The 24256-nt window shown below is 58.6% G+C and carries 36 protein-coding genes; 5 read left to right on the top strand and 31 right to left on the bottom strand.

The annotated features are described in order from the left end of the window. Positions 1–4 precede the first annotated feature (4 nt). On the top strand, positions 5–1363 hold the full coding sequence (locus tag LPU83_RS47035; protein WP_037069531.1) for an IS5 family transposase: 1359 nt from the start codon (positions 5–7) through the stop codon (positions 1361–1363). 21 nt (positions 1364–1384) lie between these two features. Here the strand turns inward: LPU83_RS47035 and LPU83_RS47030 are convergent, their stop codons facing one another. From LPU83_RS47030 to gatB, 3 genes are read right to left on the bottom strand one after another with little or no spacing between them, the layout of a single operon-like run. Further along, complete coding sequence (locus LPU83_RS47030; protein WP_374046186.1) at positions 1385–1507, bottom strand: hypothetical protein; 123 nt, start codon at positions 1505–1507, stop codon at positions 1385–1387. Between the two features lie 13 nt (positions 1508–1520). Next, the gene (locus LPU83_RS47025; RefSeq protein WP_024314674.1) at positions 1521–2024 is read right to left on the bottom strand and encodes a GNAT family N-acetyltransferase; all 504 of its coding nucleotides are present in this window, start codon (positions 2022–2024) and stop codon (positions 1521–1523) included. Positions 2025–2028: 4 nt separating this feature from the next. After that, entirely contained in the window at positions 2029–3531 is a 1503-nt protein-coding gene (gene gatB, locus LPU83_RS47020) for an Asp-tRNA(Asn)/Glu-tRNA(Gln) amidotransferase subunit GatB (RefSeq protein ID WP_024314675.1), read from the bottom strand. A gap of 140 nt (positions 3532–3671) precedes the next feature. Between gatB and LPU83_RS47015 the strand changes: the two genes are divergently transcribed. Continuing rightward, positions 3672–3986 carry a DUF1294 domain-containing protein gene (locus LPU83_RS47015; protein ID WP_024314676.1) on the top strand — a complete coding sequence of 105 codons (315 nt, stop codon included), beginning with the start codon at positions 3672–3674 and terminating at the stop codon, positions 3984–3986. Here LPU83_RS47015 and LPU83_RS47010 read toward each other — a convergent pair. Continuing rightward, on the bottom strand, positions 3978–4490 hold the full coding sequence (locus tag LPU83_RS47010) for a GNAT family N-acetyltransferase (RefSeq protein WP_024314677.1): 513 nt from the start codon (positions 4488–4490) through the stop codon (positions 3978–3980). The genes LPU83_RS47015 and LPU83_RS47010 overlap by 9 nt on opposite strands. A 296-nt stretch (positions 4491–4786) precedes the next feature. Here LPU83_RS47010 and LPU83_RS47005 point away from each other — a divergent pair, with 296 nt between their 5' ends. Next, positions 4787–5044, top strand: coding sequence for a YjhX family toxin (locus tag LPU83_RS47005; protein ID WP_024314678.1), 258 nt, complete (start codon positions 4787–4789; stop codon positions 5042–5044). Positions 5045–5088: 44 nt separating this feature from the next. Here LPU83_RS47005 and LPU83_RS47000 read toward each other — a convergent pair whose 3' ends face one another. From LPU83_RS47000 to LPU83_RS46975, 6 genes are all read right to left on the bottom strand, one after another. Next, positions 5089–5364, bottom strand: coding sequence for a hypothetical protein (locus LPU83_RS47000; protein WP_024314679.1), 276 nt, complete (start codon positions 5362–5364; stop codon positions 5089–5091). Between the two features lie 24 nt (positions 5365–5388). Beyond that, positions 5389–5598 carry an N-acetyltransferase gene (locus LPU83_RS46995; RefSeq protein ID WP_051166653.1) on the bottom strand — a complete coding sequence of 70 codons (210 nt, stop codon included), beginning with the start codon at positions 5596–5598 and terminating at the stop codon, positions 5389–5391. Beyond that, positions 5564–5854 carry an N-acetyltransferase gene (locus tag LPU83_RS46990; protein WP_051166654.1) on the bottom strand — a complete coding sequence of 97 codons (291 nt, stop codon included), beginning with the start codon at positions 5852–5854 and terminating at the stop codon, positions 5564–5566. Before LPU83_RS46990 ends, LPU83_RS46995 begins: the two co-directional genes overlap by 35 nt. A 17-nt stretch (positions 5855–5871) precedes the next feature. Next, positions 5872–7353: an Asp-tRNA(Asn)/Glu-tRNA(Gln) amidotransferase subunit GatA gene (gene gatA / locus LPU83_RS46985; protein ID WP_024314680.1), complete on the bottom strand. Its 1482-nt coding sequence runs from the start codon at positions 7351–7353 to the stop codon at positions 5872–5874. 54 nt (positions 7354–7407) lie between these two features. Then, complete coding sequence (gene gatC, locus LPU83_RS46980; RefSeq protein ID WP_024314681.1) at positions 7408–7695, bottom strand: Asp-tRNA(Asn)/Glu-tRNA(Gln) amidotransferase subunit GatC; 288 nt, start codon at positions 7693–7695, stop codon at positions 7408–7410. Between the two features lie 124 nt (positions 7696–7819). Then, positions 7820–8524, bottom strand: coding sequence for a metal-dependent hydrolase (locus LPU83_RS46975; RefSeq protein ID WP_024314682.1), 705 nt, complete (start codon positions 8522–8524; stop codon positions 7820–7822). Positions 8525–8642: 118 nt separating this feature from the next. On the opposite strand from LPU83_RS46975, the gene ruvX reads away from it, so the two are divergent. After that, complete coding sequence (gene ruvX / locus LPU83_RS46970) at positions 8643–9137, top strand: Holliday junction resolvase RuvX (RefSeq protein ID WP_024314683.1); 495 nt, start codon at positions 8643–8645, stop codon at positions 9135–9137. On the opposite strand, the gene LPU83_RS46965 is transcribed toward ruvX, so the two are convergent. The 19 genes from LPU83_RS46965 to LPU83_RS46875 form a co-directional block, all read right to left on the bottom strand. Further along, on the bottom strand, positions 9074–9406 hold the full coding sequence (locus LPU83_RS46965; protein ID WP_024314684.1) for a DUF6105 family protein: 333 nt from the start codon (positions 9404–9406) through the stop codon (positions 9074–9076). The genes ruvX and LPU83_RS46965 overlap by 64 nt on opposite strands. Before the next feature lie 327 nt (positions 9407–9733). Then, positions 9734–9946, bottom strand: coding sequence for a hypothetical protein (locus LPU83_RS46960; protein ID WP_037069529.1), 213 nt, complete (start codon positions 9944–9946; stop codon positions 9734–9736). A 1-nt stretch (position 9947) separates the two neighbouring features. Next, positions 9948–10898 (bottom strand): tyrosine-type recombinase/integrase, encoded by a 951-nt coding sequence (locus LPU83_RS46955; RefSeq protein ID WP_037069528.1) that lies wholly within the window; start codon positions 10896–10898, stop codon positions 9948–9950. Between the two features lie 231 nt (positions 10899–11129). Next, complete coding sequence (locus tag LPU83_RS46950) at positions 11130–13535, bottom strand: DUF5906 domain-containing protein (protein WP_037069527.1); 2406 nt, start codon at positions 13533–13535, stop codon at positions 11130–11132. An 89-nt stretch (positions 13536–13624) separates the two neighbouring features. After that, positions 13625–13861: a hypothetical protein gene (locus LPU83_RS46945; protein WP_037069525.1), complete on the bottom strand. Its 237-nt coding sequence runs from the start codon at positions 13859–13861 to the stop codon at positions 13625–13627. Then, on the bottom strand, positions 13861–14361 hold the full coding sequence (locus LPU83_RS46940) for a 5' nucleotidase, NT5C type (protein WP_037069524.1): 501 nt from the start codon (positions 14359–14361) through the stop codon (positions 13861–13863). Before LPU83_RS46940 ends, LPU83_RS46945 begins: the two co-directional genes overlap by 1 nt. Positions 14362–14415: 54 nt before the next feature. Next, a complete protein-coding gene (locus tag LPU83_RS46935) occupies positions 14416–14997 on the bottom strand; it encodes a dATP/dGTP diphosphohydrolase domain-containing protein (RefSeq protein WP_197901951.1) in 582 nt (193 codons plus the stop codon). Between the two features lie 4 nt (positions 14998–15001). Further along, a complete protein-coding gene (locus LPU83_RS46930) occupies positions 15002–17068 on the bottom strand; it encodes a DNA polymerase (RefSeq protein WP_037069521.1) in 2067 nt (688 codons plus the stop codon). A 106-nt stretch (positions 17069–17174) separates the two neighbouring features. Then, the gene (locus tag LPU83_RS46925) at positions 17175–17360 is read right to left on the bottom strand and encodes a hypothetical protein (RefSeq protein WP_037069518.1); all 186 of its coding nucleotides are present in this window, start codon (positions 17358–17360) and stop codon (positions 17175–17177) included. After that, positions 17357–17569, bottom strand: a complete 213-nt coding sequence (locus LPU83_RS46920; protein WP_037069515.1) for a hypothetical protein — start codon at positions 17567–17569, stop codon at positions 17357–17359. The genes LPU83_RS46925 and LPU83_RS46920 overlap by 4 nt, the downstream gene beginning before the upstream one ends. Beyond that, positions 17562–18179, bottom strand: a complete 618-nt coding sequence (locus LPU83_RS46915) for an ssDNA-binding protein (protein ID WP_051509082.1) — start codon at positions 18177–18179, stop codon at positions 17562–17564. The genes LPU83_RS46920 and LPU83_RS46915 overlap by 8 nt, the downstream gene beginning before the upstream one ends. A 2-nt stretch (positions 18180–18181) precedes the next feature. Further along, on the bottom strand, positions 18182–18901 hold the full coding sequence (locus LPU83_RS46910; protein ID WP_037069512.1) for a hypothetical protein: 720 nt from the start codon (positions 18899–18901) through the stop codon (positions 18182–18184). Then, the gene (locus LPU83_RS46905; RefSeq protein ID WP_037069509.1) at positions 18870–20012 is read right to left on the bottom strand and encodes a DUF2800 domain-containing protein; all 1143 of its coding nucleotides are present in this window, start codon (positions 20010–20012) and stop codon (positions 18870–18872) included. Before LPU83_RS46905 ends, LPU83_RS46910 begins: the two co-directional genes overlap by 32 nt. Then, positions 20012–20332 (bottom strand): dATP/dGTP pyrophosphohydrolase domain-containing protein, encoded by a 321-nt coding sequence (locus tag LPU83_RS46900; RefSeq protein ID WP_037069507.1) that lies wholly within the window; start codon positions 20330–20332, stop codon positions 20012–20014. Before LPU83_RS46900 ends, LPU83_RS46905 begins: the two co-directional genes overlap by 1 nt. Before the next feature lie 52 nt (positions 20333–20384). Further along, positions 20385–21710, bottom strand: coding sequence for an SNF2-related protein (locus tag LPU83_RS46895; RefSeq protein WP_157997338.1), 1326 nt, complete (start codon positions 21708–21710; stop codon positions 20385–20387). Between the two features lie 58 nt (positions 21711–21768). Next, positions 21769–21960, bottom strand: coding sequence for a hypothetical protein (locus tag LPU83_RS46890; RefSeq protein ID WP_037069501.1), 192 nt, complete (start codon positions 21958–21960; stop codon positions 21769–21771). After that, entirely contained in the window at positions 21957–22127 is a 171-nt protein-coding gene (locus LPU83_RS46885) for a hypothetical protein (RefSeq protein ID WP_157997337.1), read from the bottom strand. The genes LPU83_RS46890 and LPU83_RS46885 overlap by 4 nt, the downstream gene beginning before the upstream one ends. Continuing rightward, complete coding sequence (locus LPU83_RS46880; RefSeq protein WP_037069498.1) at positions 22124–22372, bottom strand: hypothetical protein; 249 nt, start codon at positions 22370–22372, stop codon at positions 22124–22126. Before LPU83_RS46880 ends, LPU83_RS46885 begins: the two co-directional genes overlap by 4 nt. Before the next feature lie 214 nt (positions 22373–22586). Then, positions 22587–22907, bottom strand: coding sequence for a helix-turn-helix domain-containing protein (locus LPU83_RS46875; protein ID WP_037069492.1), 321 nt, complete (start codon positions 22905–22907; stop codon positions 22587–22589). 81 nt (positions 22908–22988) lie between these two features. On the opposite strand from LPU83_RS46875, the gene LPU83_RS46870 reads away from it, so the two are divergent. Beyond that, complete coding sequence (locus LPU83_RS46870; protein WP_037069489.1) at positions 22989–23381, top strand: helix-turn-helix domain-containing protein; 393 nt, start codon at positions 22989–22991, stop codon at positions 23379–23381. Here LPU83_RS46870 and LPU83_RS46865 read toward each other — a convergent pair. Beyond that, positions 23358–23645 (bottom strand): hypothetical protein, encoded by a 288-nt coding sequence (locus LPU83_RS46865; RefSeq protein WP_157997336.1) that lies wholly within the window; start codon positions 23643–23645, stop codon positions 23358–23360. The two genes, LPU83_RS46870 and LPU83_RS46865, sit on opposite strands and share 24 nt — an antisense overlap. A gap of 392 nt (positions 23646–24037) precedes the next feature. Beyond that, positions 24038–24235, bottom strand: coding sequence for a hypothetical protein (locus LPU83_RS46860; protein WP_037069486.1), 198 nt, complete (start codon positions 24233–24235; stop codon positions 24038–24040). Between the last annotated feature and the right edge of the window lie 21 nt (positions 24236–24256).

Raw genomic sequence — 24256 nt, 5'->3', positions numbered from 1 at the left:
AGGAATGGGTAAACCACGCGAACGGCGCGAAACGGGTGAACAGGATTTGTTCCGATCCCGGCTGGACCAGATCATCAACATGAAGCACGAACTGGTGCGCCTGGCGCAGGCGATCGACTGGCCTGTGTTGGAAGCCCGCTTTGGGACGGTGTATTCGGACGGAGCGGGCATGCCGCCATTGCCGACGCGGCTGATGGCGGGGCTGGCCATTCTTAAGCACACGTTCAGCCTGTCGGACGAGGCCCTGTGCGAGCGCTGGGTGGAGAACCCCTATTTCCAGTACCTGTGCGGCGAGGAGTTCTTTCGGCACGACCTATCGTTCGACCGCTCCTCGATGACGCGCTGGCGGCAGCGCATGGGCGAGGAGCGGATCGCCGCGCTCTTGCAAGAGAGCCTGGCCGTGGCTGTCAAGACAGGCGCGATGAAGCCGCAGGATACGCGGCAGGTGATCGTGGACACGACCGTTCAACCGAAGAACGTCATGTTCCCGACGGATGCCAAGCTTATTCACCGGGCGCGCGAACGGTTGGTGCGGCTGGCGAAGAAAATGGGGCTGGATCTGCGCCAGACCTATCTTCGGGTCGGTAAATTCGCCCTGATCCAATACCAACGCTACGCTCATGCGAAGCAATTCAAACGGGCCGGCAAGGCACTGCGCAAGTTGAAGACCTATCTCGGCCGGATCGTTCGCGACATCGAGCGTCAGATCGCCGGTGACGAACAACTCGACGCGATCTTCAAATGGTCGCTCTATCAGGCAAAAACGGTCATCGAGCAGCGGCAACGTCAGCGTGGCCGCAAGATCTATAGCCTGCACGCCGACGAGGTCGAGTGCATTGGTAAAGGCAAGGCGCACAAGCCCTATGAGTTTGGAGTGAAGGTGTCCGTGGCCACAACACTGAACCGTTCAAAGGGCGGGCAGTTCGCTCTGCACGCGACGGCGCTGCCCGGCAATCCCTACGATGGCCACACGCTCGCGACCGTCGTTCCGGATATGGAAAAGATGATCGGCAACGAGGTCACCCGCATTCTGGCCGACGCTGGATACCGCGGCCACAATGCTCCCGAAAGTCACAAGCTGAGGGTCTTCACCAGCGGCCAGAAGCGCCGCCTCACGCCCGCCATCAAGCGCCAGATGCGACGACGATCGGCGGTCGAACCCGTCATTGGACACCTCAAGAGCGAACACAGAATGGACCGCAATTATCTCGCTGGCGAACAGGGGGATGCCGTCAATGCCGTTCTGGCCGCAGCCGGATACAACTTCTCCCTCCTGCTGCGATGGTTCAGACAGCTTTTGTGTCTGGTAGCCGCACTAATCTCCACGTCCCAGAGCCGATCGATACCGCAGCTCAATGTCTGATATCGAGTTCTTCACGATCGACTAATCACCGAAGACCTCGGGCGCAGTCGTGTCCCCGTGACCGCCGAGTTCATCGGCAGCAAAGATGGCGACGAGTGCCGCCACGTCGGCGCTGCGCGCCTCGCGAATGATGGTTTGGCTCATGCTCATACTGGGGCTAGCGCTGTTCGAGAGGCTTTTCGAGGATCAGCGTCGGTATTCCGGATTGCCCAGGCCCATCGTTTTCATTGCGGCCGACATCTTCGAAGCCGTGGGCATGGTAAAAGGCGATCGCCGTCTTGTTCCGCGGCTCGACCTCGAGGCGCATGATTTCGGCATCGGGAAAGCAGGTTTCCAACTCGGCAAAGATCTCCCGCCCGATACCCTGGCGATGCAGCGGCGGGCGGACATAGAGCAGATGCAGCATGACGGTCTTCGTCATCTCATCCGACATGGCGGCATAACCGATGCCGCCGATATCCTTGCCGTTATCGGCAACGAGGAACTCGGCATTCTTTTTCGCCAGCCGCGCCTGCAGCGCCGCTGGCGAAAACAGATGCGCAATGAGCGCGTTGACCTTCGTTTCGCCATAGAGGCCAGCATAGGTCGCGCGAAAGCCCTCATCCAGCAAGGTGCGCATCTTGCTTAAATCACCCTCGCTGGCGGTGCGCACGAAATACACGGCCTTACTCCTCAATGCCGAGCTTCGCCTTCACGAGAGCCTGGACGGCCTGCGGATTGGCCTTGCCGCCGGTCGCCTTCATGACCTGACCGACGAACCAGCCGGCAAGTGTCGGCTTGGCCTGGACCTTTGCAACCTGATCCGGGTTGGCGGCGATAATCTCGTCGACAGCCCGTTCGATCGCGCCGGTGTCGGTCACCTGCTTCATGCCCCGGGTTTCGACGATCTCGGCGGGATCGCCGCCCTCGTTCAGCACGATTTCGAACAGGTCCTTCGCGATCTTTCCGGAAATAGTCTCCGCCTTGATGAGGTCAATGATCGCACCAAGTTGAGCCGGCGAAACGGAGGTCTCCTCGATGCTTCTGCCTGTGCGGTTCAAGGCGCCGAGCAGGTCGTTGATGACCCAGTTGGCGGCTGCCTTGCCGTCGCGGCCTTCTGCCACGGCTTCGAAATAGTCGGCGATCGCCTTTTCCGAGACAAGGACGGAAGCGTCATAGATCGAGAGACCGAGTTCGCGCACAAAGCGCTCCTTCTTGTCGTCGGGCAGTTCCGGCAGATCACCTTCGAGCGCCGTGACGAAGGCGTCGTCGAATTCGAGCGGCAGCAGATCCGGATCCGGGAAGTAGCGGTAGTCGTGTGCATCTTCCTTGGAGCGCATCGAGCGCGTCTCGCCCTTATTCGGGTCGAAGAGACGGGTTTCCTGTGCGATCGTACCGCCGTCCTCCAGAATAGCGATCTGGCGGCGGGCTTCGTATTCGATCGCCTGGCCGATGAAGCGGATGGAGTTGACGTTCTTGATCTCGCAACGGGTGCCGAAGCCTTCGCCCGGGCGACGGACGGAGACGTTGACGTCGGCGCGCATGGAGCCCTCGTCCATGTTGCCGTCGCAGGTGCCGAGATAGCGAACGATCGAACGCAGCTTCGTCATGTAAGCCTTGGCTTCATCCGACGAGCGCATATCAGGCTTGGAGACAATCTCCATCAGCGCGACGCCCGAGCGATTGAGATCGACATAGGACATGGTGGCATGCTGGTCGTGCAGCGACTTGCCGGCGTCCTGCTCCAGATGCAGGCGCTCGATGCCGATCTCGATATCCTCGAACTGGCCCTGCCGGTCGGGTCCGAGCGAGATGGTGATCTTGCCCTCGCCGACGATCGGATCCTTGAACTGCGAAATCTGATAGCCCTGGGGCAGGTCGGGATAGAAATAGTTCTTGCGGTCGAAGAGCGAGCGCTTGTTGATCTGCGCCTTGAGGCCAAGACCTGTGCGGACAGCTTGCTTGACGCATTCCTCGTTAATGACGGGCAGCATGCCGGGCATGGCCGCATCGATAAGCGAGACGTTGGAATTCTGCGGCTTGCCGAACTCCGTCGCCGCGCCCGAGAACAGCTTCGAATTCGACAGCACCTGTGCATGGACTTCCATGCCGATGATGACTTCCCAATCGCCGGTGGCGCCGGGAATGAAGCGTTTCGGATCGGGCGTGCGAACGTCGACAATGGTCATTGAGATGCTCTTTTTGAGGCTGTTCTTTTCAACTGGTGAGGTAACGGAAATGGCTTGCCGGTGCAAGGCTTTCGGCCGTGCTGTAGCAGCAAGCCAACTAGTTTGGGGCGTGTTAACGCAATGTCGCTAGCGTGGCGCAGATGACCGCAACCGCTATTCTCAAGATCATCGGGCTCTTCCTGGCACTGAATGCCTTCGTGTTCTCGATCTATTTCCTCGACAAGCAGGCTGCTCGCGATCATCGGCGCCGGATCAGCGAGAAAACCTTGCTGACGCTCGCATTCGTCGGTGGCAGCTTGGGCGCGGTTTGCGCGCAAAGGCTCCTACGTCACAAGACGCAGAAAGAACCGTTCCGATCGATCCTTAGGGCCATCGTCATGTTTCATATGGTGGCCGCGCTTGTTTTATCAGGCGCCCTCGGCTACGTCGCGCTGGATGGCCCGCTGCTAGACTAAGACAAGGCCGTATGTGCCGTCGTCCGTGGACTCCAAAGCCTTTGACAAACCGACTGACGGCACATCACGATCGAGCTTGGGATTGTAGGCAATCGACAGCCAATGAATTGCGTATCCACGCTTCTGGAAGAAGCTGATCGCTTCGGAGTTCGCGGAGTGCGTCTGCATCATGGCCGTATCGAAACCCTGCGCTGCTATGTCTTTCTCGATATCCTGCAAGAGTGCTGTTCCGAGACCATGACCGGTGAAGGCAGGATCGATCCAGAAATCCGAAATTTTCTCGTCGAGCGTCTCGCGCGCGGCCCATCCTGCCGCATGTCCGTTCCATTCGATGACGGTGACGGTGATCCAGCTACCGGCAACGAAATTGAAGAACGCGCTTCGGGCAGCATCCACCATGGCGTCCGCTTCGCCAATGGACGCCATTGCATTCTGCCAGGCTCTTATTCCGATCTCGCTCAAGAGATTTGCGTCGCCCTCGCGGGCATTGCGAATGTGGATCAACAGCACCCCCGCGTTTGCACCGAAGTAAAACACCGAATCACCGCGTTATCAAAGCCTTGCGTTTCAAGCGCGAGGGTCTGGACAATATCCCCCCATGGGTTGCAAAACTTGACGAGACTGCGATCAGAGGATATGACGGCCTCATGTTGAACTCGTCCTCTCAGACCCGGTAGAGGCCCCTGCCCGCAGGTTTTCCTTGCGCGCACGGGCCCGAAAGAACGAAGCCCTGACGTCCGATCGGACGCCAGATCGTTTTTGCGCGCCTCCTCAAGGCGCTACGACCGGATCAACATTCCATGGATATTTCACGCACGGAGCAGCGCATCCTGCACCTATTGGCTCAGGGTGGCCGTATTGAAATCGAACGCGACGACAACAGAAAAATCGAGGCAGCAAAGTGCTTCACGCGCGACGGTTGGGTCTATCCCGGCTTCGGTCTCGAGCTCTTTCGCAAGCTGAAGCGGAAGAAGGCCATCAAATCCTCAGGTGGCAAGCCCTATCGCATCACCGAACGGGGATTGATTCTGGTGAGAGCGGAACAGGACAATAAGTAGCTTTCCGACATTCGGCCGCGCGTCGCCTCGGCGCGCGGCATCGTTCAAAGATGTGCGGCAAGCTCGGCCTTCATCACCGACCATTCCTCGGCCACCGTGCCGCTCCCGCGGCGCTTTCCCGCTCGACGGTACCAGTAGTCGGCATTCCAGTCGTCGCCTTCGATACGATGGCAAAGGGCGTGGCCCCAGTCGAAAGGCGCCTCGCCCTCATGTGCCTGGCAGATTTCATGCACGGCCTGCCACTCCGCACCCACGGCGAAACCTGCCGCCGCGAGGCAATCCAATGCTCCGATCATGTCCGCAAGATTTTGTTTGGACATAGGCCTCCTCCCGAAATTGCGCCTTTAGCCGAGACGCTTCTCCAGATGCACCTTTTCGAGCCGAATGGCGAGTTCCGCATCGAACCTCTCACCGCGCCAGACGATCGAGAAGCCGGCCCGCTCGTAAAGCCGCAAGGCGCCGCCATTGGTAGCGCGGGAGCGGATTTTTGCAACCTTGAAGCCATCAGCGGCAATGCCTTCAACGAAATAGCGGACCAGGCGAACCGATGCCACGGCCCTGGCAGGCGGGATCGATCCAGATGTCAGAAATGGAATTGGGCTCGTTTTCCCGGGCGCCCCAGCCGACCAGCCGGGCTTCCAAGTTCGGCAATCGCGACGTCACATTTCGTCGCTGCCGGTAGTCGAAGAAATCCTTCTGAGCAGCCTCGATTACGACGGGATCGTCGAAACCGGCTTCCCCTTGCACCGCTGGATTTCCACGCGGCAAGCCAATCTCGCCGACCACTTGATGATCAGCCCCTGCCATCATCCTAATTGCGGGTCCACTTACCACCACTTGGCGGGCGTGAACCTACCCGCAGCCTGCTCGATCACATGCGCAGTCTTGAACAATGTCTCTTCGTCGAACGGCTTGCCGATCAGCTGCAGGCCGAGTGGGAGGCCTTTGTGGTCAAGTCCGGCCGGAACGGCAATGCCCGGCAGCCCGGCCATGTTGACCGTGACCGTGAAGATGTCGTTCAGGTACATCTTGACCGGATCGGAGGCGAGGTTTTCGTCGGCGACGCCGAAGGCAGACGACGGTGTCGCGGGCGTCAGGATCGCATCGACACCGGCATTGAAGGCCAGTTCGAAGTCGCGCTTGATCAGTGTGCGAACCTTCTGGGCCTTGATGTAGTAAGCGTCGTAGTAACCAGCCGAGAGAACATAGGTGCCGATCATGATGCGGCGCTTGACTTCCTTGCCGAAACCGGCGGCGCGCGTCTTCTCATACATGTCGACAATATCCTTGCCGTCGACGCGCAGGCCGTAACGGACGCCGTCATAGCGGGCGAGGTTCGACGAAGCTTCAGCGGGAGCAACGATATAATAGGCCGGCAGCGCATACTTGGTGTGCGGCAGCGAGATGTTGACGATCTCGGCGCCTGCGTCCTTCAGCCAGGCAATGCCCTGCTGCCACAAGGTTTCGATCTCCTCCGGCATGCCGTCGACGCGATATTCGTTTGGAATGCCGATCTTCATGCCCTTCAGCGACTGGCCAAGCGCGGCTTCATAGTCCGGAACCGGCAGGTCGACGGAGGTCGTGTCCTTGGAATCGACTGACGCCATCGACCTCAGCAGGATTGCGGCGTCGCGCACGTCGCGGGCAATGGGACCAGCCTGGTCAAGCGACGAGGCGAAAGCCACCGTGCCCCAGCGCGAGCAGCGGCCATACGTCGGCTTGATGCCGACCGTACCGGTGAAGGCGGCCGGCTGGCGGATCGAGCCGCCCGTATCGGTTGCCGTCGCACCGGCGCAGAGGTGGGCCGCAACAGCCGCTGCGGAGCCGCCGGAGGAGCCTCCCGGTACCAGCTGCTGGTTGGAGCCAGCCGAACGCCAGGGGTTGATGACCGCGCCGTAGTAGGAGGTTTCGTTGGAAGAGCCCATCGCGAACTCGTCCATGTTGAGCTTGCCGAGCATCACGGCGCCGTCGCCCCACAGGTTCTGGGTGACGGTCGACTCGTAGTGCGGCTTGAAACCGTCGAGGATGTGGCTGCAGGCCTGCGTATGAATGCCTTCGGTGGCGAACAGATCCTTGATGCCGAGCGGGATGCCTTCGAGCGCGCCACCCTTGCCGCCGGCGAGACGTGCGTCAGAGGCTTCCGCCATCTGCAACGCCTTCTCGGGCGTGACCTTAATATAGGCATTGAGCTTGTCGTTGGCCGCTTCGATTGCCGAGATGTAGGCCTCGGTCAGTTCAGTCGCTTTGATCTCCTTGGCGCGCAGCTTCGTACGGGCTTCGGCAATGGTCAGGCTGGTGAGTTCGCTCATGGTGTTTCGCTTCAAATCTGGATTGGCAACGGAGTCGGAAAGCGGCATGACGCCTTATTCGACGACTTTGGGCACCAGGAAGAAATTCTGATCGGTGACAGGCGCGTTGGAAACGATGTCGGCCGCCTTGTTGCCGTCAGTCACATCATCCGTGCGCTTCTTCATCTCCATCGGCGTGACCGACGTCATCGGCTCGACGCCTTCGACGTCGACCTCGGAGAGCTGCTCGACGAAGCCGAGGATACCATTCAACTCGCCCACCATGCGGTTTGCCTCTTCTTCGGAGACCGCAATACGGGCAAGGCGCGCTACGCGCTTAACGGTGGCAAAGTCGACGGACATGGTATTCTCCGGATAGGATTTTCCTACCCGCTATAAAGAGCATGCCCGCTGTGCGCAACGGGCATGCTCTTTTGAGTGCATAGAATTCCCTCTCTGAAATCGACGCGATTTCAGTAGACCTCGACTAGAAGGAAAGGCTCTCGCCCGGCCTCGGCGCATTCACCGCCGTCTTCGATCCTTCCATGCCGGAGACGAACTTCTCCGGCGTCTGGTCAATGATCGGGAAGGTACCATAGTGGCAGGGCATGGCGGTCTTGAAGTTGAAGTAGCGCTGGCAGGCAAGCGCCGCCACGGCGCCGCCCATGGTGAAGCGATCGCCGACCGGCACGAGAGCGATCTCAGGCTGGTGCAACTCGTTGATCAGCGCCATGTCGGAGAAGATGTCGGTATCGCCCATGGCGAGAATCGAGGCTTCCTCATCGAAGTGCAGCATCAAACCGTTGGCATTGCCGAGCGCATGGGAGACGCCGTCTTCGGTGATCTGCGCCGAGGAATGCAGCGCGTTGGTGAAGGTCGCTGAAAAACCGTCGAACGAAATCGTGCCGCCGGTATTGCCCGCCTCGATCCTCGACAAGCCTTTCGAGCCCAGCCAAGCGGCGAGATCGGCGTTGGCGAGAACGACCGCACCTGAGGCCTTGGCAAGCGCAACCGTATCGCCGACATGATCTCCGTGACCATGCGTGAGCAGGATATGTGTGATGCCGTTTGCGACGTCCTTTGCATCCTGCCCGGCAAAGGACGGATTGTGGGTGAGGAACGGATCCAGCAGGATTTTAGCCTTTCCGATCTCGATGCGGAATGCGGAATGACCAAGCCAAGTGATCTTCATGAAATTTCTCCTTCTATTATCGGATGCAAAAGCCTGCTTTGCTCGTTATGGACATATCCGATGCGGTCGCAAAGAAAAGCGTTACCGCTTCAATTTCTTTTGACGGGATGAAACCACGATGACAGTGCTGACGATCGAGGAACTGGCAACTGTGCTGCAGCCGGGACAGGCGATTGCGGGGCTTGATCTCGGCACGAAAACGATCGGGCTTTCGATGTCCGATCTTGGCCGACGGTTTGCCACGCCGAGGCCCGTCATCAAGCGCGAAAAATTCACGATCGATGCGGTAACGCTTCTGAAGTTTGTTGCAAAGGAGAAGGTTGCGGCCTTCGTCATCGGCCTGCCGATGAACATGGATGGATCGGCCGGGCCGCGTGTCCAGGCAACGCGCGCCTTCGTGCGCAACATGGAGCAGAAGACCGATTTGCCCTTCGTCTATTGGGACGAACGGCTGTCGACGGTCGCCGCCGAGCGGGCACTGCTGGAGATGGACGTATCGCGCAGCAAGCGTGCCGAGCGCATCGACTCGGCTGCGGCAAGCTTCATTCTTCAGGGAGCGCTGGACAGACTGTCCTTGCTCGCCAGAGCGGCATCGGACGACTTGGACGCCTGACGAGCACGCCACCAAGCACCGATCGCCTTGCGCCGGCGGAAGGCGATGATGGCGAACACGACAAGGCTGTCGACAACGATCGCACGGGCGACCAGCGGCGGAATGGTTTCCGGCGGAATGCCAAGGATCTTTCCGTAGATCTCAAACGTGAGGTCGTGAACCTGCCGGCTCAGCATGAAGATGCCGAAATTCATGTCGTAGTAAGAAAGCCAATACCATCCCGCCAGGAAGACGATGGGACCGGCCCAGAAGATCAGAAACCACTTCATGCGGTCGTCTCTCGTTCTCTGCGAATGGACGGTCCCTCGAACGAAACCAGCCATATCGACAATGCCATGGAACCTAGAACCAGCGCGGGCACAGCAATATCCAGCGCAAGCACAGCGAAAAACATGATCGCGGCAACAAGAAACGCGGCTCTCGCGATTTTGGTTCCCATGGTTCCAGACACCAAGCATTTTGGACTGCCCTGCAACCTGACTTCTTAACCCGGAGCGCGCAACGTAAACCATTTGTTAACGTTAATAGCAATCTAAGTGGTTGAAATCTTTGGGGGTATCTTGACTCGTTCGGGTGCAGGTTGAACCCCGAACGGCTCAAAGCCATTGTGAGAGCGGTTGTTCTGACATCAACTGCTTGTAGCGTGCGTCAACTACGTCCCCGAAACTACGGTAGTAGGGATCAGTCAGGAACTCGGGATTTGCGAGCACGTATTCGAGCAGTCCCCACGCATCGAGCGCCATGATCTTGTCGAACTCGGTCTCGTTGCCGGTCTTCTCTACGGTCTCGGTTTTCTTTCTACGGGCCATGTCACGCCCCCCTCAAAATGTTGTCGATTTCACCAACGATCGCCTCTTCGTCTTCCTCCAGCGCATGAGCGTAGATGCTCATTGTGGTAGTAATCTTAGCGTGCCCGAGGCGCTTGCTGACTGCGGTAATCGGTATCTTTCCCGAGCGCAGCAAATGCGTCGCATGAGCGTGGCGGAAGTCGTGCGCCGTGAAGCCTGTCAGCCCCGCAGCCTTGAGCGCGCGGACAAGCGCACGGGCAATAGCCGGCGGGCGCCGAGGAGTTTCACCCTCACCAAAGACGTAATGTTCCGGCGCTCCCCTCGCCGCCTCTAGCTCCGCCAGCAGTGCTTTGCCAATCGCGATCGAACGCGCGCCGCGCTTCGTCTTCGGCTTGTGGATTACCACCTTGCCTGTCTTCATGATGACGGCGTTTTGCCGGATGTTGATGACGCCGGCCGCTGACACGTCGCACCAACGTAGCCCGGCCAATTCCCCCCGCCGCATCCCGGTTTCCAAGGCCACACGGGCCAAAAGGCCGTCATCGCCGTCGAGGTTGTCAGCGACATCCCAAAGGGTCTTCATGGCGTTCGGGCCGATGGTGCGCTCTTTCGCTTCGGACTCATAGGTTGGGAGATCGACACGATCGAAGGGGTTGAACGGTGTCAGCCCTTCCTTGATGGCGTCGCGCCACGCCTTTTTCAGAACCGTGCAGACATAGGCCGTGTAGGCGATGCCCTTGACACCGATCGTATCCTTCACCCAATCCGACAGGTCGGAATGTCTGATGGCTACGAGGTTGTCGTCCCCAAAGCGGCCGATAAACTGCTTCAGCGTGCTCGTATAAGTCTCCGCCGTCGTGATGCGGATTTTGCCGAGAGCAAGCCGGCCTTCGATCCAATTTTGCAGGTAGCCCTTCACTGTGTCCTTCGAGACTTTCTCGATACGGCCATTGGAGAAGGCGTCTTGCAGCACGCGCTTTTGGCCCTCCGCGAACTCTTTAGTTCCCCGAACGGTGTGCGTGTGTTCGCGGGTTTCTCCAGTGTCGGGATCGCGCCAACGCGCACGCAAACGGTATGAGTTTTTGCCGCGTTGTAAGACTGAAACTGATACAGCCATTGATTGTCACTCCTATCGGGGCGCATTAAAAAAGCCCCTGCTCCATTAAAGTAGCAGAGGCTTGTCTTGTTCGCAAGACACTTGTGTTTAAAAATCAATCTCGCTCTGCGCCGTGTCAAGCTCAGCGCGGATGTCAGCATTTGAAGGGTTTGCGCCGGGCCGGGTCCAGAAGCGGAGCACTTTGCCGTCGATCTTGACATTGCCGTGGTTGCGCCAGCCGAGATTGCGTAGCTCGTTGACAACCTGCGCGCCGTGGACTTCGTGCCGTTGGACGCCGGGCATGAAGCTAAATTCGGAGCTTGCGCGGTTGACGATCTCTTCAGCGCGGATGGCCTTGCGGTCTTTATACGCGCCGGTCGTGACAGCCTCCTCGATCGCACGGGCGACAGGCGTGCGCTGTGAGTCGATCAGGAGCGCCTTGCCTTCTGTCTGCATAGGCGGCTGCGAAGCATTGAAATCCTCAATGTCACGCTTGAGGAGCCAGCTTGCGACCTTCAGCCAACCAGAATTGTTCTGGTAGAAATCGACGGCGAGCCGCTGGTAATAGCTCGGGTCGCGCTTTTCTGCTTCTGACAGGATGATGAAGAAACGCCGGTCGTCGGCGTCGATTTCCATCGCATCGACGTGGTTAGAAAAGAAGATCGAGTTGACGACGTTCGGGACCGCGTAGGGCGTCTGATACTTCTTTTCGATGTAGTTCACGTCTTCGGCCGTGCCGGCGATCAGGGTCTTGATACGGTTATAGGTGCCGTTCGCCTGCGTGGTCGAGCGCTTCAACTCCTGCACCACGAGCAATTCGCTTTCGAGGAAGTCGTTAAACCGCGATGTCAGTTGCTCGGGCTTGATGTCACGGGCGTTGTGCGCGAGGTAGCTGACGATCGGCTTAATCATCAGGTCTTTACCCGTGCCCTGCTTGCCAATCAGCAGCGGAGCCCAACGAATTTTGGTGCCGCGCTTCTGGAGCAGATGGGCAAAGAAATCAAGCAGCTCTTCCCGTTCCTTCTTGTCAGGCACGAGGTAGGCCACATGGTCGAGCCACGGCTTGACATCCGCGTCTGTCACGTTGTCAAAGCGCGGGAACGCGCGAGCGTGCCAGCGATTATAATAGGTGTCAGAACGGCCGCTCTGCTCCCACTGCGTGATTTGCTGCTCACCCGGCAGATAGACGACGCCCTTGACAATCTGCATGGTCGTGTTCGGCGCACAGAGCCTATTGGCCGGCGACTGCTTGCCCGTGGTGCCGGGAGCTTCGATCAGAGCCCCGAGGTGCGGCGCACGGTTGAGGGCTTCGGGGGAATACATATTGCCGTTCCCCTTCACGATGAAAACCTGCTCGGTGTCCACATAGGCGAGTTTCGTGGCGAGCTTCAAAAGCGGGTCTTCCTGCTCGGCCCGCTGGATTTTCTTTTCAACCTCGCCGTTGTCCTGCCCCAAGTCTTTGAAGTCGAGTGCCGCGTCACCGCGCCAGCCGTACTTGCGAGCCATCGAAATCAGGTGGTCGAAGGGCACGCGGGAACTTGTCAAGCTCTCCCATACCTTGTCAAAATACTCCTCGTCAGCCCAACCGTCGCGGGTTGCCCAAACGAGCGCGTCACCACGGAGCCCTTCGGCATTGCGGCCGACAGCCTGCTTGAAACTTGCCAGCACGGCGACGAACTGCTCACGCGAAGGCATGGACTCGACCGTATTCGGGATCGAGTTCAAAGCCTCCATCGCGATATCGTTCTCAAGGATCGGCTCGGCGTTGTTGAGATCAACCGCACGGCTGTCACCGTCCCATCCATACCGGGGAACCATGATCTTGCCGACTTCGCCGCCGCTGGCTTCGATCGCGGCCTTCACTTCGTTCATGAAGTCCATCACGTCATCGACTGACAGCTTGGGGAGCCCGTTAGCCGTGACAGCAGCGAGGTCGCCGACGCTTCCGTCCGGCCGCTCGCGCCATTCATACGCAACACCCGTGGGGTGAATGCCCGCGATGGCGTACTGCTGACCAAGCCCAAGAACCTCGACAGCGTGAGCGCGGCCGTCGGCGTCCTTCCATTCAATCCTATGCTTCCTGACAGGATCACTCGACGGATCGAGACGGAAGGAATAGAGCGCGCGTGGGGCGTCGCCACGGTAACGTACAGGGGCAGTGTCGCCGAACCGTGCGACGATCAACCTTTCCACCAAAGCGAAGGCGGCTTTGCTGTCAGTGTCAATGTCAATGCCAGGATATGAGCCGCCCCGGAGGCCAACGTTTTGTGTCGGCCACGTCTTCGCACGGTCTACGTCGCGCTCGCTCATACCGACCGAAGCCCATGCGCCTGTCAGGCCCGACCACTTGCCGCCGAAGTAGCGGCCGGGGATTTTGCCGATCTGGAAAGGTTGAACGTGCGAGTTTTCGGAAAGCGTGGCGCCGGGTGGGATAAGAGGCAACAGATCGGTCGCAGCGAAGCCGCTGCGTGTCAGATCAGCGACCACCGCGCCGAAATTTGGTGTTGACTTCATAGGTAACTTTTCCTAAATAAAGGGCAGAACCCACGTGTGGGTTTCTTCTAAAACGGAAATTAAGCCGGGGTTTTCACCCCGGCCTTTTTTTATTCCGTGTCATCTTTTCCGATGAAGAGCTTGAGCCCGAGTGCCTTGGCATAGGCGAGAGCGTTTTCCAGCGTCACCTTGCCGGGATCGATCCGCAGCCACACCCAATAGGTGCCGTGCGCTACACCAGCCTTGCGGGCGATCGGGCGGAAGCCCATTTTGGCCTCCTGCCGGCGGGCTTCTACGAGATCGCGGAACTGGCCCGCGTCCTCAATTTCTGTCAGCTTGTCAGGCATTAGAGATACCCCATTGCTTTGAGTTGGGTCAGGGTGGTTTCGGCCGACGTGTGCAGAATGAACTTCCCGCCCCGTGCTTCCCAAGCTGCGCGGTTGACAGCACGGTCGTCTACCAGCACGTCGCCGACGTTGGCGTATCCCGGCTTTTCGGGCGTCTGGCACGTGATGACATCGACTTCGAAACTGGATGGCAGGTGGTGCTTCACCCAAGCGCGCTTCTGCGCGTCAACGTCGGTGGCCCCTACCCTCGGCAGCGCGGTCAGGATGATAGGCTCCCGCTGATAGACTTCGCCCCAAAGATGATAGGCGTCGGGCATCGGCGGCAGGGAGCCAAAGAAATTCGGGTAGCTGTCGAGCTTTTCCCAAAATGCCTTGGGGCCGTGTACGAACTCCCACTTGTGGATATCGTCGGTCCCGAGCAGGTGGCCGGCGCCCTTGTCAAAGTCGGCCAATACGCCATCCATATCAAGGAAGATTTTCGGTTCTGTTTTCTCGTTCATTTTGTCATTCTCCTAAGACGGTGATTGTGTTTTACACAAGTCGTTGCTCGTGCGTCAAGCGTTCTTTTGCGTAAACGGAGCCTTCGGGTCGGGATAGCGTTCGATGATTTCCGACGCCTTCGCGTTGGCCGCTTCCACCCATCCCTGTTCAGCGCGGATCGGGCGGTCATCTACCCAATTGCCTTGCATCATGGAGTCGCGGAGCACGGTCAGCGAGGCAATTGCCTTGTCAACGTGCGAGAGGCCGCTGTCAGGATCAATGTCTACGCCTTCCCACCAATCAGCCAGGTGGCGGTTGGCAGCGTCGAAATAGACAGAGGCGCGGACGCCCGCCGCACGCCAGTTATAGGAACCGTATTTGCGAGCGCCCTCCAGAAGCGCGAGGCCGACATTGGCAATGACACGGTGCGGCACGACATGGAACGGGACTTTGCGAACGCCTACCGCGTCCTTCGGGTTCGTCTCCTTGGTCGTGGGGAGATTGATGATCGCAATGTCCGGGTTTACAGGGCCAGACACTACGGTCTTGGCGTTCTTGCGGGGTGTCTGCTGTTCTGCGCGCTCGATCATTTCGACGGCTCCTGAGTTGTCATGGTTGTTCTTAAATTCGTAGCTGAGCTGCCTACTACCTGCCATGTGACTACTTCCCGTAACGCTTGCCGCTGCCAGCTTCGGCGGAGATCGGGAAACCCCTCGCCCATTCCGGCACCATGCAGATGATTTTGAGGACTTTGACTTTGTGCTGCTCGCCAGTGCCGATGACTTCGATGACAACTTCGTCGTGGACGGTGCCCACGAGCTTATAGCCAGCGTCGCGAAGGCGGAGCATGGCAAGGGCGATCAGGTCGCGGCAAACGGCCTGCACGACGTTCTCTGTCAGCTTGCCGCCCCATGTCGTTTCGCGCTCCCACTTCTTAGTGAGCGAGTTGACTGCCGAATACTCCAGCGCCATGCGTGGGCCGAAAGGACTTGCGATCTGCACAACGCGCGGCTTCTTATAAAAGAGCAGCCGGCCGCTAGGCAGCTTGCAGAGGAGCCAACCCTTCTTGGCGAGATACGTGACCTTCGGCGCGTCCGGGTTGCCCTGATAGGTGAACTCGGTGCCAGGGTTCATGACAGCGTTGATCGCTGCGTTCTCCAGCCCCTTCCACAAGGCAGGAATTTCGGGGTACGCGGAGCGGTAGGCGCCGATCGCCTTCACGCCGTCTTCCTCGGTGACATCCGCACCCTGCGCCGAGCAGGTTGACACGAACTTTTTCGAGCCCATGCCATATCCGGCGCCAAGAATAACGGTCTTGCCGAGGAAGCGCTCTTTGCTGTCCTTCAGGATTTGCGACGGCTTGGTGCCGGGCGGTGACAGGTTCTCGGCCGCGAACTCTTCGTAGACCTTGCCGCCAGACGCAAATAGCGCTGTCAGCTTGTCAGCGCCCGCCAGCCACGCAACGCCGCGAGCTTCGATAGCCGCGTAGTCGGGGAAGAGGAGTTCCGAGCCCTCGGGTGCGGTGATCGTGCCACGGAGCATCTTTGACAGCACGTCCATGACGGGACCGTGCTTGGCTTCGAACTCTTCGAAGTCCATCGTGCCGGCGTCGAGCTTGTAAACGTCCTCGGCGGTCGCTTCCCAATCCTTGACAGTGTTGCGCGGGAAGTTCTGCGGCTGGATGCCCGCACCAGCCCAACGGCCAGTGCTGGCGCCATGATAAACGATCGTGTCACGGACGCGGCTGGTCTCGCGATCGACGCGGTTGAGTATGGCTTCGTATTTGGCGACAGACGACTTCGCCGCATCGCGGCGAATTGTCAGGGCGGTGCGAACGTCTTCAGGCAGATCGTCGCGGGTGAGGAGCGCAGCGATTGCGCCCTTGTCGAGCACGATCTTCTCGTCATCAACGGCGTCCTGCACAACGTAGCCGCGAGCGGCGCACCACTGTTTCAATTGGGTGACTTTGCCGGCGCCCTGCACCTGGCCCCCTGTCACGATCGCCATTTGGCTGTCGAGTAGGTTGCGATAAATCTTGGCGACGCGGGCAGCGGCTTCGGCGAAGCGCCAGTCAACGAAAAGCCCGGTCTCGTTGATCTCTTCTGTCATGCGCCAGATGGCGAGCTCGGAAGATGGCAACGGCCGGGTCGTGGCTGACAGCAGTGCGCCAACCTTCACGTCGGTCGCGCAGTAGTCAGAGAGCTTTTCATACTTGTCAGGGCTGTCTTCGGGCGTCCACCAAACTGCAACGTCGTCTTCGGTCCAAGCACGCGGCTTGCAGAGCTGCATCATGATCCGAGAGCCTTCCAAGTCCTTCTTGACAGGAAGTTCGAGGGCCTTGGCAGAACCGTCGAGCGAACGCGGGATTGCCATACGGGCCGCGCGAGCGGCCGTGTCATCCCACCGCTGGATAGCCGTGGCAGGGATGCGATACCGAGCACGCAGATGCGGGGAATTGAGGATCGCGATTTCGAAGCCGGCGTTATGGGCAACGAGGGTGAAGCTCTCATCTTCCATGTAGGCGACCAGATCGGCAGGGATCGGGTCACGGTAGCAAAGCCATTCGCCAACCTTGTCAGGCTGGCTCTCAAGGCAGTACCGCACGAGGATGATATCGGTGGAAGGGTGGCGGGCGTAGACCTTCGCGGAGGTCTTGCGGAGGTCAACTTCAGACTTGGTTTCCACGTCGATGTTGACACGCCATGCCGGATCGTTCGTTACGTCCATTTGTGTTTTTCTCATCTAATATTTTGTGTTTAAAACAAGACGCCGCCCGCGCGGAAAGGAGGAAAACACGCGGGCGGCGCTGTCAGGCGCTAAAGAAGAGCAGCGCCTAGAGGGGGAGAGGAAGCTGGTCTTCGTTGCTGATGAAGACTTCCCTGGGCACTTCGTCGCCAATGCAATAAGCCTTGGCTTTGGCTTCAGAGCCGTAGACCTTGGCGTTGTGCTTGCCGTAGCCGCCGGTCTTGACTTTCTCCCGTGTCAGGGGGTTCCAGATGATCCAGCCGACGCTTGTCATGCCGTCACCGCGCGCTTTACCCGCGACCAGTGGCCGGGAGCGAAGATATCGCTGAGCTCGCCGGCAACGTAGAAGAAGAGGAAACCTTCAGCCGTGGTTGTCAGGCTGTGAGCCCCTACGGGGACCGTCAGGTTGTCCTCGATCGTGACGTTGTAGAGGGTGGTCGGCTTGTCAGCCTCGGCAGGCTTATCGGTTGCGGTGTTAGTCATCCCAACCTCCCGCATCTTCGTCGCTTGTCGAAGAGCCCTGCTTGAAGTCGCCTTCGACGCTGGACTTGTCGAACTCGCCAACGTCATCCATCATTTCTTCGAACTCGTCTTCTGCACGCTGGCGCGAAGAGAACGGATCATCATGCTTGCGAAGCTGGATGTTCTGGAGTCCGAGCGAAACGCCGTGCGTCACGTTCGAATAGGCGTAGACGTTGACAGACATCATCGACCAACGGCCGGGGTAGGCTTCGCGCGGGTCCGTGATCTTCTGGAGCAGGCTGTCAACAATGCCCGGCTGATCAGCGCTCGATGCGGTGATGAAGTGCCAGCCCGGCAGATAGCCGGTCAGGTGGCCCTTTTCCTCGCACGGGCGGATGACTTCCTTCGGCCCACGCATGTTGCGCGGCCACTTGGACTTGTCAGCGCCGAACTTGGCAATTGCCACGTCGAGCATAGCCTTCTTCAACGGGCCGAAGTCATAGTCGGGCGGCAGGAGAAGGGTGTTCGCGTACTTGCCGCCAAATTCCTTGTCATTCGGGACAAAGATTTTCGGGAAGGACAGCTTGCCGGGGCCGATGATGAACTTCGTGGGGGTGGATTTTTGTGCCATTTTTACTTGCTTTCGGTCTTTTCGGTTTCTGACGAAGTGAGGTGTTTCCTCACTCCCAACGCTGCTAATTCTGCTTCAACGTTGTCTTTTACACAAGTTAATGCGTTTGAGAAACAATAGCTGTTGTGGCATAATTCTTTAAATTTCTCCGCGAGATTGCGTGCTGCGAGGGGATAGCTGACGGTGCTATGTCCGGTGATTTTGGCGATACCGTACCAAGTGAAGCCAACCTCGGATAAGAGGTTGTAGAGCGTGGCACGGGCTGTCACGACGTGAGGCGCACGGCCAGAGCCAACGAGTTCGAGCCAGGTCACGCGGAAGGTGTCGAGAATGACTGTCACCGCTGACAGGAGGCTCGGACTCTTCTCCAGGGTGAAGGGGCAATATTTCAGCTTGTTCGTGAAATCCTTGGCCTCCTCCTTGTGCTTGGCAAGGAACTTCATGCGGCCCTTTTCGACCTGCACGCGCTGGCGCCGATGTGCTTCGATGACGTAGGGGCTATGCGCCTTGCGGTCGATCCTCTTAGCCTCGGCGCGCAGCCGATCGCGTTCCTCACGCAGCTTGTCAGCTTGCGCCGCCAGATTGGCGGCACGCTGCTCGGCTGCGGCGAGGACTTCCTTCAAGCGGTTTTTGACAGGCGGGGTATGCCTAAGCCTATTGCGCACTGCGGCGTAATGGGCGCTTTGCTGCTCAATCCCACCCGTGATCTTCGTCATCTGCATTGTCGTATCCTTTGCGAATTTTTGCGATTTTCAGGCCGGTGCTGACACTCTCTGTCAGGTCGGCAAGCTCCTCGATCCGAAGCCCCTTTTTCTTCAAAAGGGCGTCGATCTGTGCGGGGGATTTCAGGGCTTCCTCAACGATGTCTTCGAGCTCCAGCCCTGCATTGAGCAGGAGGGCTTCGACAGCCCGCTTGTCAGACCAGTCGCGCTTGGCGCGCTTCGGGACCAACTGCCAACCTTCGATTTCCTCGTTGTCATTGAGGCGCTGTTCGGCGTGAGTCTTGACAGCCTTGCCCCACTCGATCGCCGCGTCGGCGACATTGAGCACTGACAGAAGCTCGACAGGCTCCAGGTCGGTCGCCTCCCCGCCCTGCAAAGCGAAGTCGAGCTTGGCTTCCTCGTAGATGAAAGCCTCCTGCGTTGGGCAGACCGGCTTGACCTTGCAGAAATGACACCACGGGCCGATCTCGGCTGATGGGTTTTCGCTCTCGGCTTCCTCGGCCGCTGCCAGCAAACGAGCCTTCAGGTTGTCAAGCTGCCGGCGGGTGAAGACAGCACGCTTGACGCCGCCTTCACGTGGCTGGACGATGATGAGCTCGACTTCCTGAATGGTCGCGGCAACCTCGGGCTTGAGGTTTTCGAGAACCGAAATCGCGTAGCTTCCGACCTGCGGATTTGGCTCGGTGTCGCTGCCGTATTCGAACACGTTGACAGGGACACGGCCGCATTTCAGGTCGCCGATCGTCAGGCGCGGCGGCTTGACAATCACGGCGTCGGCCGTGCCAAACCACTCGGAATGCAGGTGCGGGCTTTCGGTGCGCTGCTCGATATAGAGATTGCCGCCCTCCTCCGCGATCTCGCGGATGAGCCCGACATAGGTTTCCACGATGTTGCGCTGGTCGTCGTCAAACTCCTGCCACTGCGGGAAATCTGCCGGCTGCTTGTCAGGCGCGTTGAGCACTTGTTCGGAGAACTCGTGCAGCATCGTTCCTTCGATCGCGGCCGGCGATGACGGCGGCTCGGGGACGGTCGCGCCGCGCTGCAAATGCGCGGGGCAACCAAGCGTCCTATAGCTCGTAGAGCCGAAGAGCTTTGTGTGACGATGGGCCATTAATCGTTGACCCCCCGCACGTGCTCAATCGCCTTGTCAGGGTCGGCGGCGCGCCAGTTAGGCCATACGCGGCCTTCGTTCTTCGTCTGCTTGGCCTCGATCGCGGCCACGATCTGGTCAGGAGAGAAGCCACGGCGAAGGGCGCCGTCGAAGGTGAGGAGCATTTCGTCCACCCACTCTTCAAGATCGTCGGGGTTCGCCTCGATTTCCAGCAGTTCCTTACGCATGTGGTCGAGGACGCCGGCCGTGCGTGGGCCGGGGCCGAATGTCTTGCGTGAAAATTTCCGCTGGCGGGCGAGGTGTGCACGGAGGTCAAACATGGTGACTTGTCTTTCTGTCAAGTTGGAAGTTGTGTAAAACACAAGCTTCAGGTCAAATAAAAGCTTCGCCGTCGGTGATCGCTTTTACGATCCTTCCGCGAGTTTCGAGGGCTTTGCTGACAGCTTCGTCATAACTGCCTGCCACGACAAAAGACGTGGCGTAGACTTGGGCTTCCTGCCCTCCCCTGTCAGCGCGGGAAATCACTTGGTCGAGCAAGCCGGGGGTCCACGGCTCCTCGGCGATGAAGACGCGGCTCGCGATCTGAAGGCCATCGGTGCCGGTGCCTGCGGACTGGATTTGCCCGACGAATACCTTGCACTCGGGGTCGCGGATGAAGCGATCCTTGTTCCTGTCACGCTGCGCGCGTGTCATCTTGCCATCGTAGATCACGGGTTCGAGCCCGGCTTCTGACAGGCGCTTGGCGATTGCGTGCCCTACGTCGGTGTGTAGGAAGAACACGAGCGCCTTTTCGCCTGTCTGGCTGAGTTCGTCGGCGATGTTGTCAGCGATCTCATCGGCCTTTGACATGCCAATGGCCCGGCGGAGCGTCGAGACTTGAGGGTCCATTCCCTCGGCGATCTCGACAACCGCGTCATTGTCGTCGGGGTTTGACAGGTTTTCGAGAGCCTGCAAGAACTCGCGAAGCTCCGAGTCAACCGCGTCGGTGATCTCGATCTTACGTGGTGGCAGGCGGAACCTGTCATAGATCGGTTCTTGGTAGTCTGGCAGAACATCCCGTTTCCTGACACGACTCATGAAAGGTGTCAGGAGTTCATGGAGGCGTTCAGGGTCGCGCGCTCCCGTTATCTTGAAGCCGTAGGGCGTGTCATAGCCTTCGCACCAGCGGGCGATCCATTCTTGCCGGTTTTTGATGCCCTCCTCTTCGAGGATTGAGGGGAAGAGCCGGCTGACAGCCACCCAAAGGTCGCTCGGGTCTTTCGTCATGGGCGTGCCTGACAGACCCCAAATATGCTCAGCCCGTTTGATGAGAGCGGCCGGTGTGTTCTTACGGGCGCCGAAGATTGCCTTCGTGCGCTTGGCGCTTGGGTTCTTCGCAACGTGCAGTTCGTCCAGCGTAAGCGCGTCCCACTCGTAGCGCATGATGCTCTTCCAGACGATCGGCGCGATGATACCGCCCTCGTAGCTGACAACCACGATCTCGCTGTCACGGCTGGCTTCCTGATTGGTCTTGGTGATCTCCTGTACGTCGAAGCCGTATTCAGTCGCGACCGACGCCCACTGCGTGCGGACGTTGGCTGGCACGATGACAGGCATACGGCGTTGACGAGGTGACAAGCGGGAGAACGCCTCAAGCACAGCGCGGGTTTTGCCCGTGCCTGGCTCCCATGCCAGCAACCGCGAAGGGGCTGTCAGCATGAGCGGCACCTCATCCGCTTGATGTTTCCACAACGGAAGTTGTGGTAAACGCAAGACACTAGACATGCTTAACACCGCCCTTTGTTACAAGCTCGTCCCATTGCGGGAGCTTTAGCTTGACAACCTTGCGTTTCGTCTTCAGTCGCACGGTCGCATGCTTCCGGCCGGCTTCGACTTCGGCCTGATGCCAGCCAAGGGAAAACCGAGAGAACGGAGGGACACCGCCATAAACCCAAAAACTGTCTTTCATTTCCCGCTCCTCTGGCGCTTCGCGTAGCCGGCGGCTGCGTCCACCAATTCCCGCTTGCGCTTCCGCCACGCCGTGAAGTTCGACATGCGGACCACGTTTTCATTGGCGGGGTTCATGTTGTCGTGGGCGATGATGGCTTTGAAAATCTCAGGAAGGTTCGGGCTCATTTGCCGCTCAATGCCGCGATGCGCTGGCCGGCTGCTGCCAGCTTCGCCAGATACTCAGTGCGGTTTTCCTTGAAGAGCGTGTCACCGCCGCGCTTGGCAAACTCGGCGTGGACCTTGACAAGCGTGTGCCACGCGTCGAGCGCATCTTCCTCGGCAACTTCGGCGCGGGCTGTCAGGAAAGTGATGTCATCCTTTAGCTGCGCGATTTCATCATTCGCGCGGTGGCCTACATGCTGCTGTGTCATTTAATTACTCCTCGTTGCACGTTTCAGGTCCGCAATCTGGTTGCGTAAACCCCGTTGGTTGTCGGAAAGGGTTGCGGCCATTGTGATCCGCACTCGTGGGGGCGTCCGTGTAGGGAATAAATAGTCAACTATGACGTGCTTATTTTCCCGCACGATCTCGAAGTCTTGTGCGCCGGCTGCATCGGCAATCTGCCGGATGGTGCGGAGGGTTGACCTAGTGACCACTGGTCCCCTCCTCGCTGCGCCGTTTAACGAAGGCGTGAAGCTCAGTAGTCTTTATGAGGCGGCGCTTGCCGATCTTCAGGGACTTAAGATCGCCCGAATATATGAGCTTCCAGATATAGTCAGTTGACAGTGAAAGATGCTTGGCGGCGTCGTACACGGACACTAAACCGGGGATACGCCCCGGCGCTGGATTGTTAACGGTCTGCAATATTGTGTGCATGTCAAGCTCTTGCGCTATAAACGCAAGTTCATGGTCGCCATAAAGGCTTGCTTTTTCCTGTATAACGCGAATGATTTCGTTGGGTTGCATCTTGCGTCAGCCTCAATTGATGTGTAACGTCTTGTTTATAGGACACAACCCCAAACATGATGAATGAGGAGTTAATCAGCAATGTCCCGAGCCAAGAACGAATGGGTTAGAGAAGGTTTGCAGCGTCGAGGCTATCGCCAGAAAGACGTTGCGGTGGCCTGGGCGTCACAGCAAGCGACAGTCTCCCGATTTATCGCTGGCGAGGAATTGCAGGACTTGCAGCTTTCCAAAGCCCTCTCTCTTGCGCGGATGCTTGGGATCACCGTGGAAGAACTCGCTAAGGGCTTGGGACTGCACGGGGTGGAGGTAGAACCTACTGTACCCGGCGGTGAAACACCTGCTATCCCCTTGGGAACTATGAACATGTCGTCCCCGCGTCCGGGTGTTACGCGGCTAGAGATGAGAAAAGACTTCTCAGTAAAAGCCGCGCAAGAAATCATTGGCATCATGTCAACCGATGTTCTCCCCTCCTGAGGGGGGACATTTGCCCTTCGCGTGGCGGCGGTGCAGGTAACGCGCAAACGGCGCATCGGCACCCAAATTCCTAATCATCTTCTCGATGATGCTATGCTCAACGGCTTCAATGACCCGTGCCATGCGCGCGTGGCGGTTGATATTGGATCGCACGACAAATTTGTTGGAGGCTTTCGATTGTGACAGGATCAACGTCACTTCGTCAAACCCAAGTTCTCGGGCTTGCTCTTGCAGGTCATCGAATGATGCGGGAGTCTTGTTCACTTGGGGTGCCTTTGTTCTGGGTTATTAGGCAATAGCTTGTGTCAGTATCAAGAGCTTGTGTCAAGAACAATTATTCACTTTCCTTTACATATTGCCGGCGGCACAAAATTGCCACATTTAACCGATCGCGATTTCGTGATCAGGACGTGATCACTTCGGGGTGTGTGATATATTAAGCACACACCCCACTATAAATTATTACTAATTTGGCTCGGGTTATTCCCAAATCCAGATCAGGTTTGTCAGGGTCGAAGCGGCTATGACGAGCTCAGCACGGTCAGGTGCAAGAAAGCTCACTATGGCTGCGACGACCGTTCCACTTGTGATGATGAGTTGGAACTTGCGGTGCCGGTGGAGGCTCAAAAATAAATGATGCATCGCCGGTCCCTCCATCATTCGAAGTGCAGGAAGAAATCAAGAATGGCGAGGGCGAGGAGCGAGCCGGCTGTCAGGGCGTAAAGCCCATGCCCCTCGACTGCTGCCGCTGCGAAGTAGGCTGTGTGGAAGCCCTTGTGCGAGCGGCGGCACAATTCGTTAAAGGTTGGGATGCGGAGTGTCGGCTTGCGCCACTTCCAAGGTGAAAGCGTCATGTTTGCGGTTCCTGGCTAAAA

The organism is Rhizobium favelukesii, assembly GCF_000577275.2.
GTDB lineage: Bacteria > Pseudomonadota > Alphaproteobacteria > Rhizobiales > Rhizobiaceae > Rhizobium > Rhizobium favelukesii.
The sequence above is the reverse complement of the archived record's forward strand: the minus strand, read 5'-3'. Positions and strand labels throughout refer to the sequence as shown.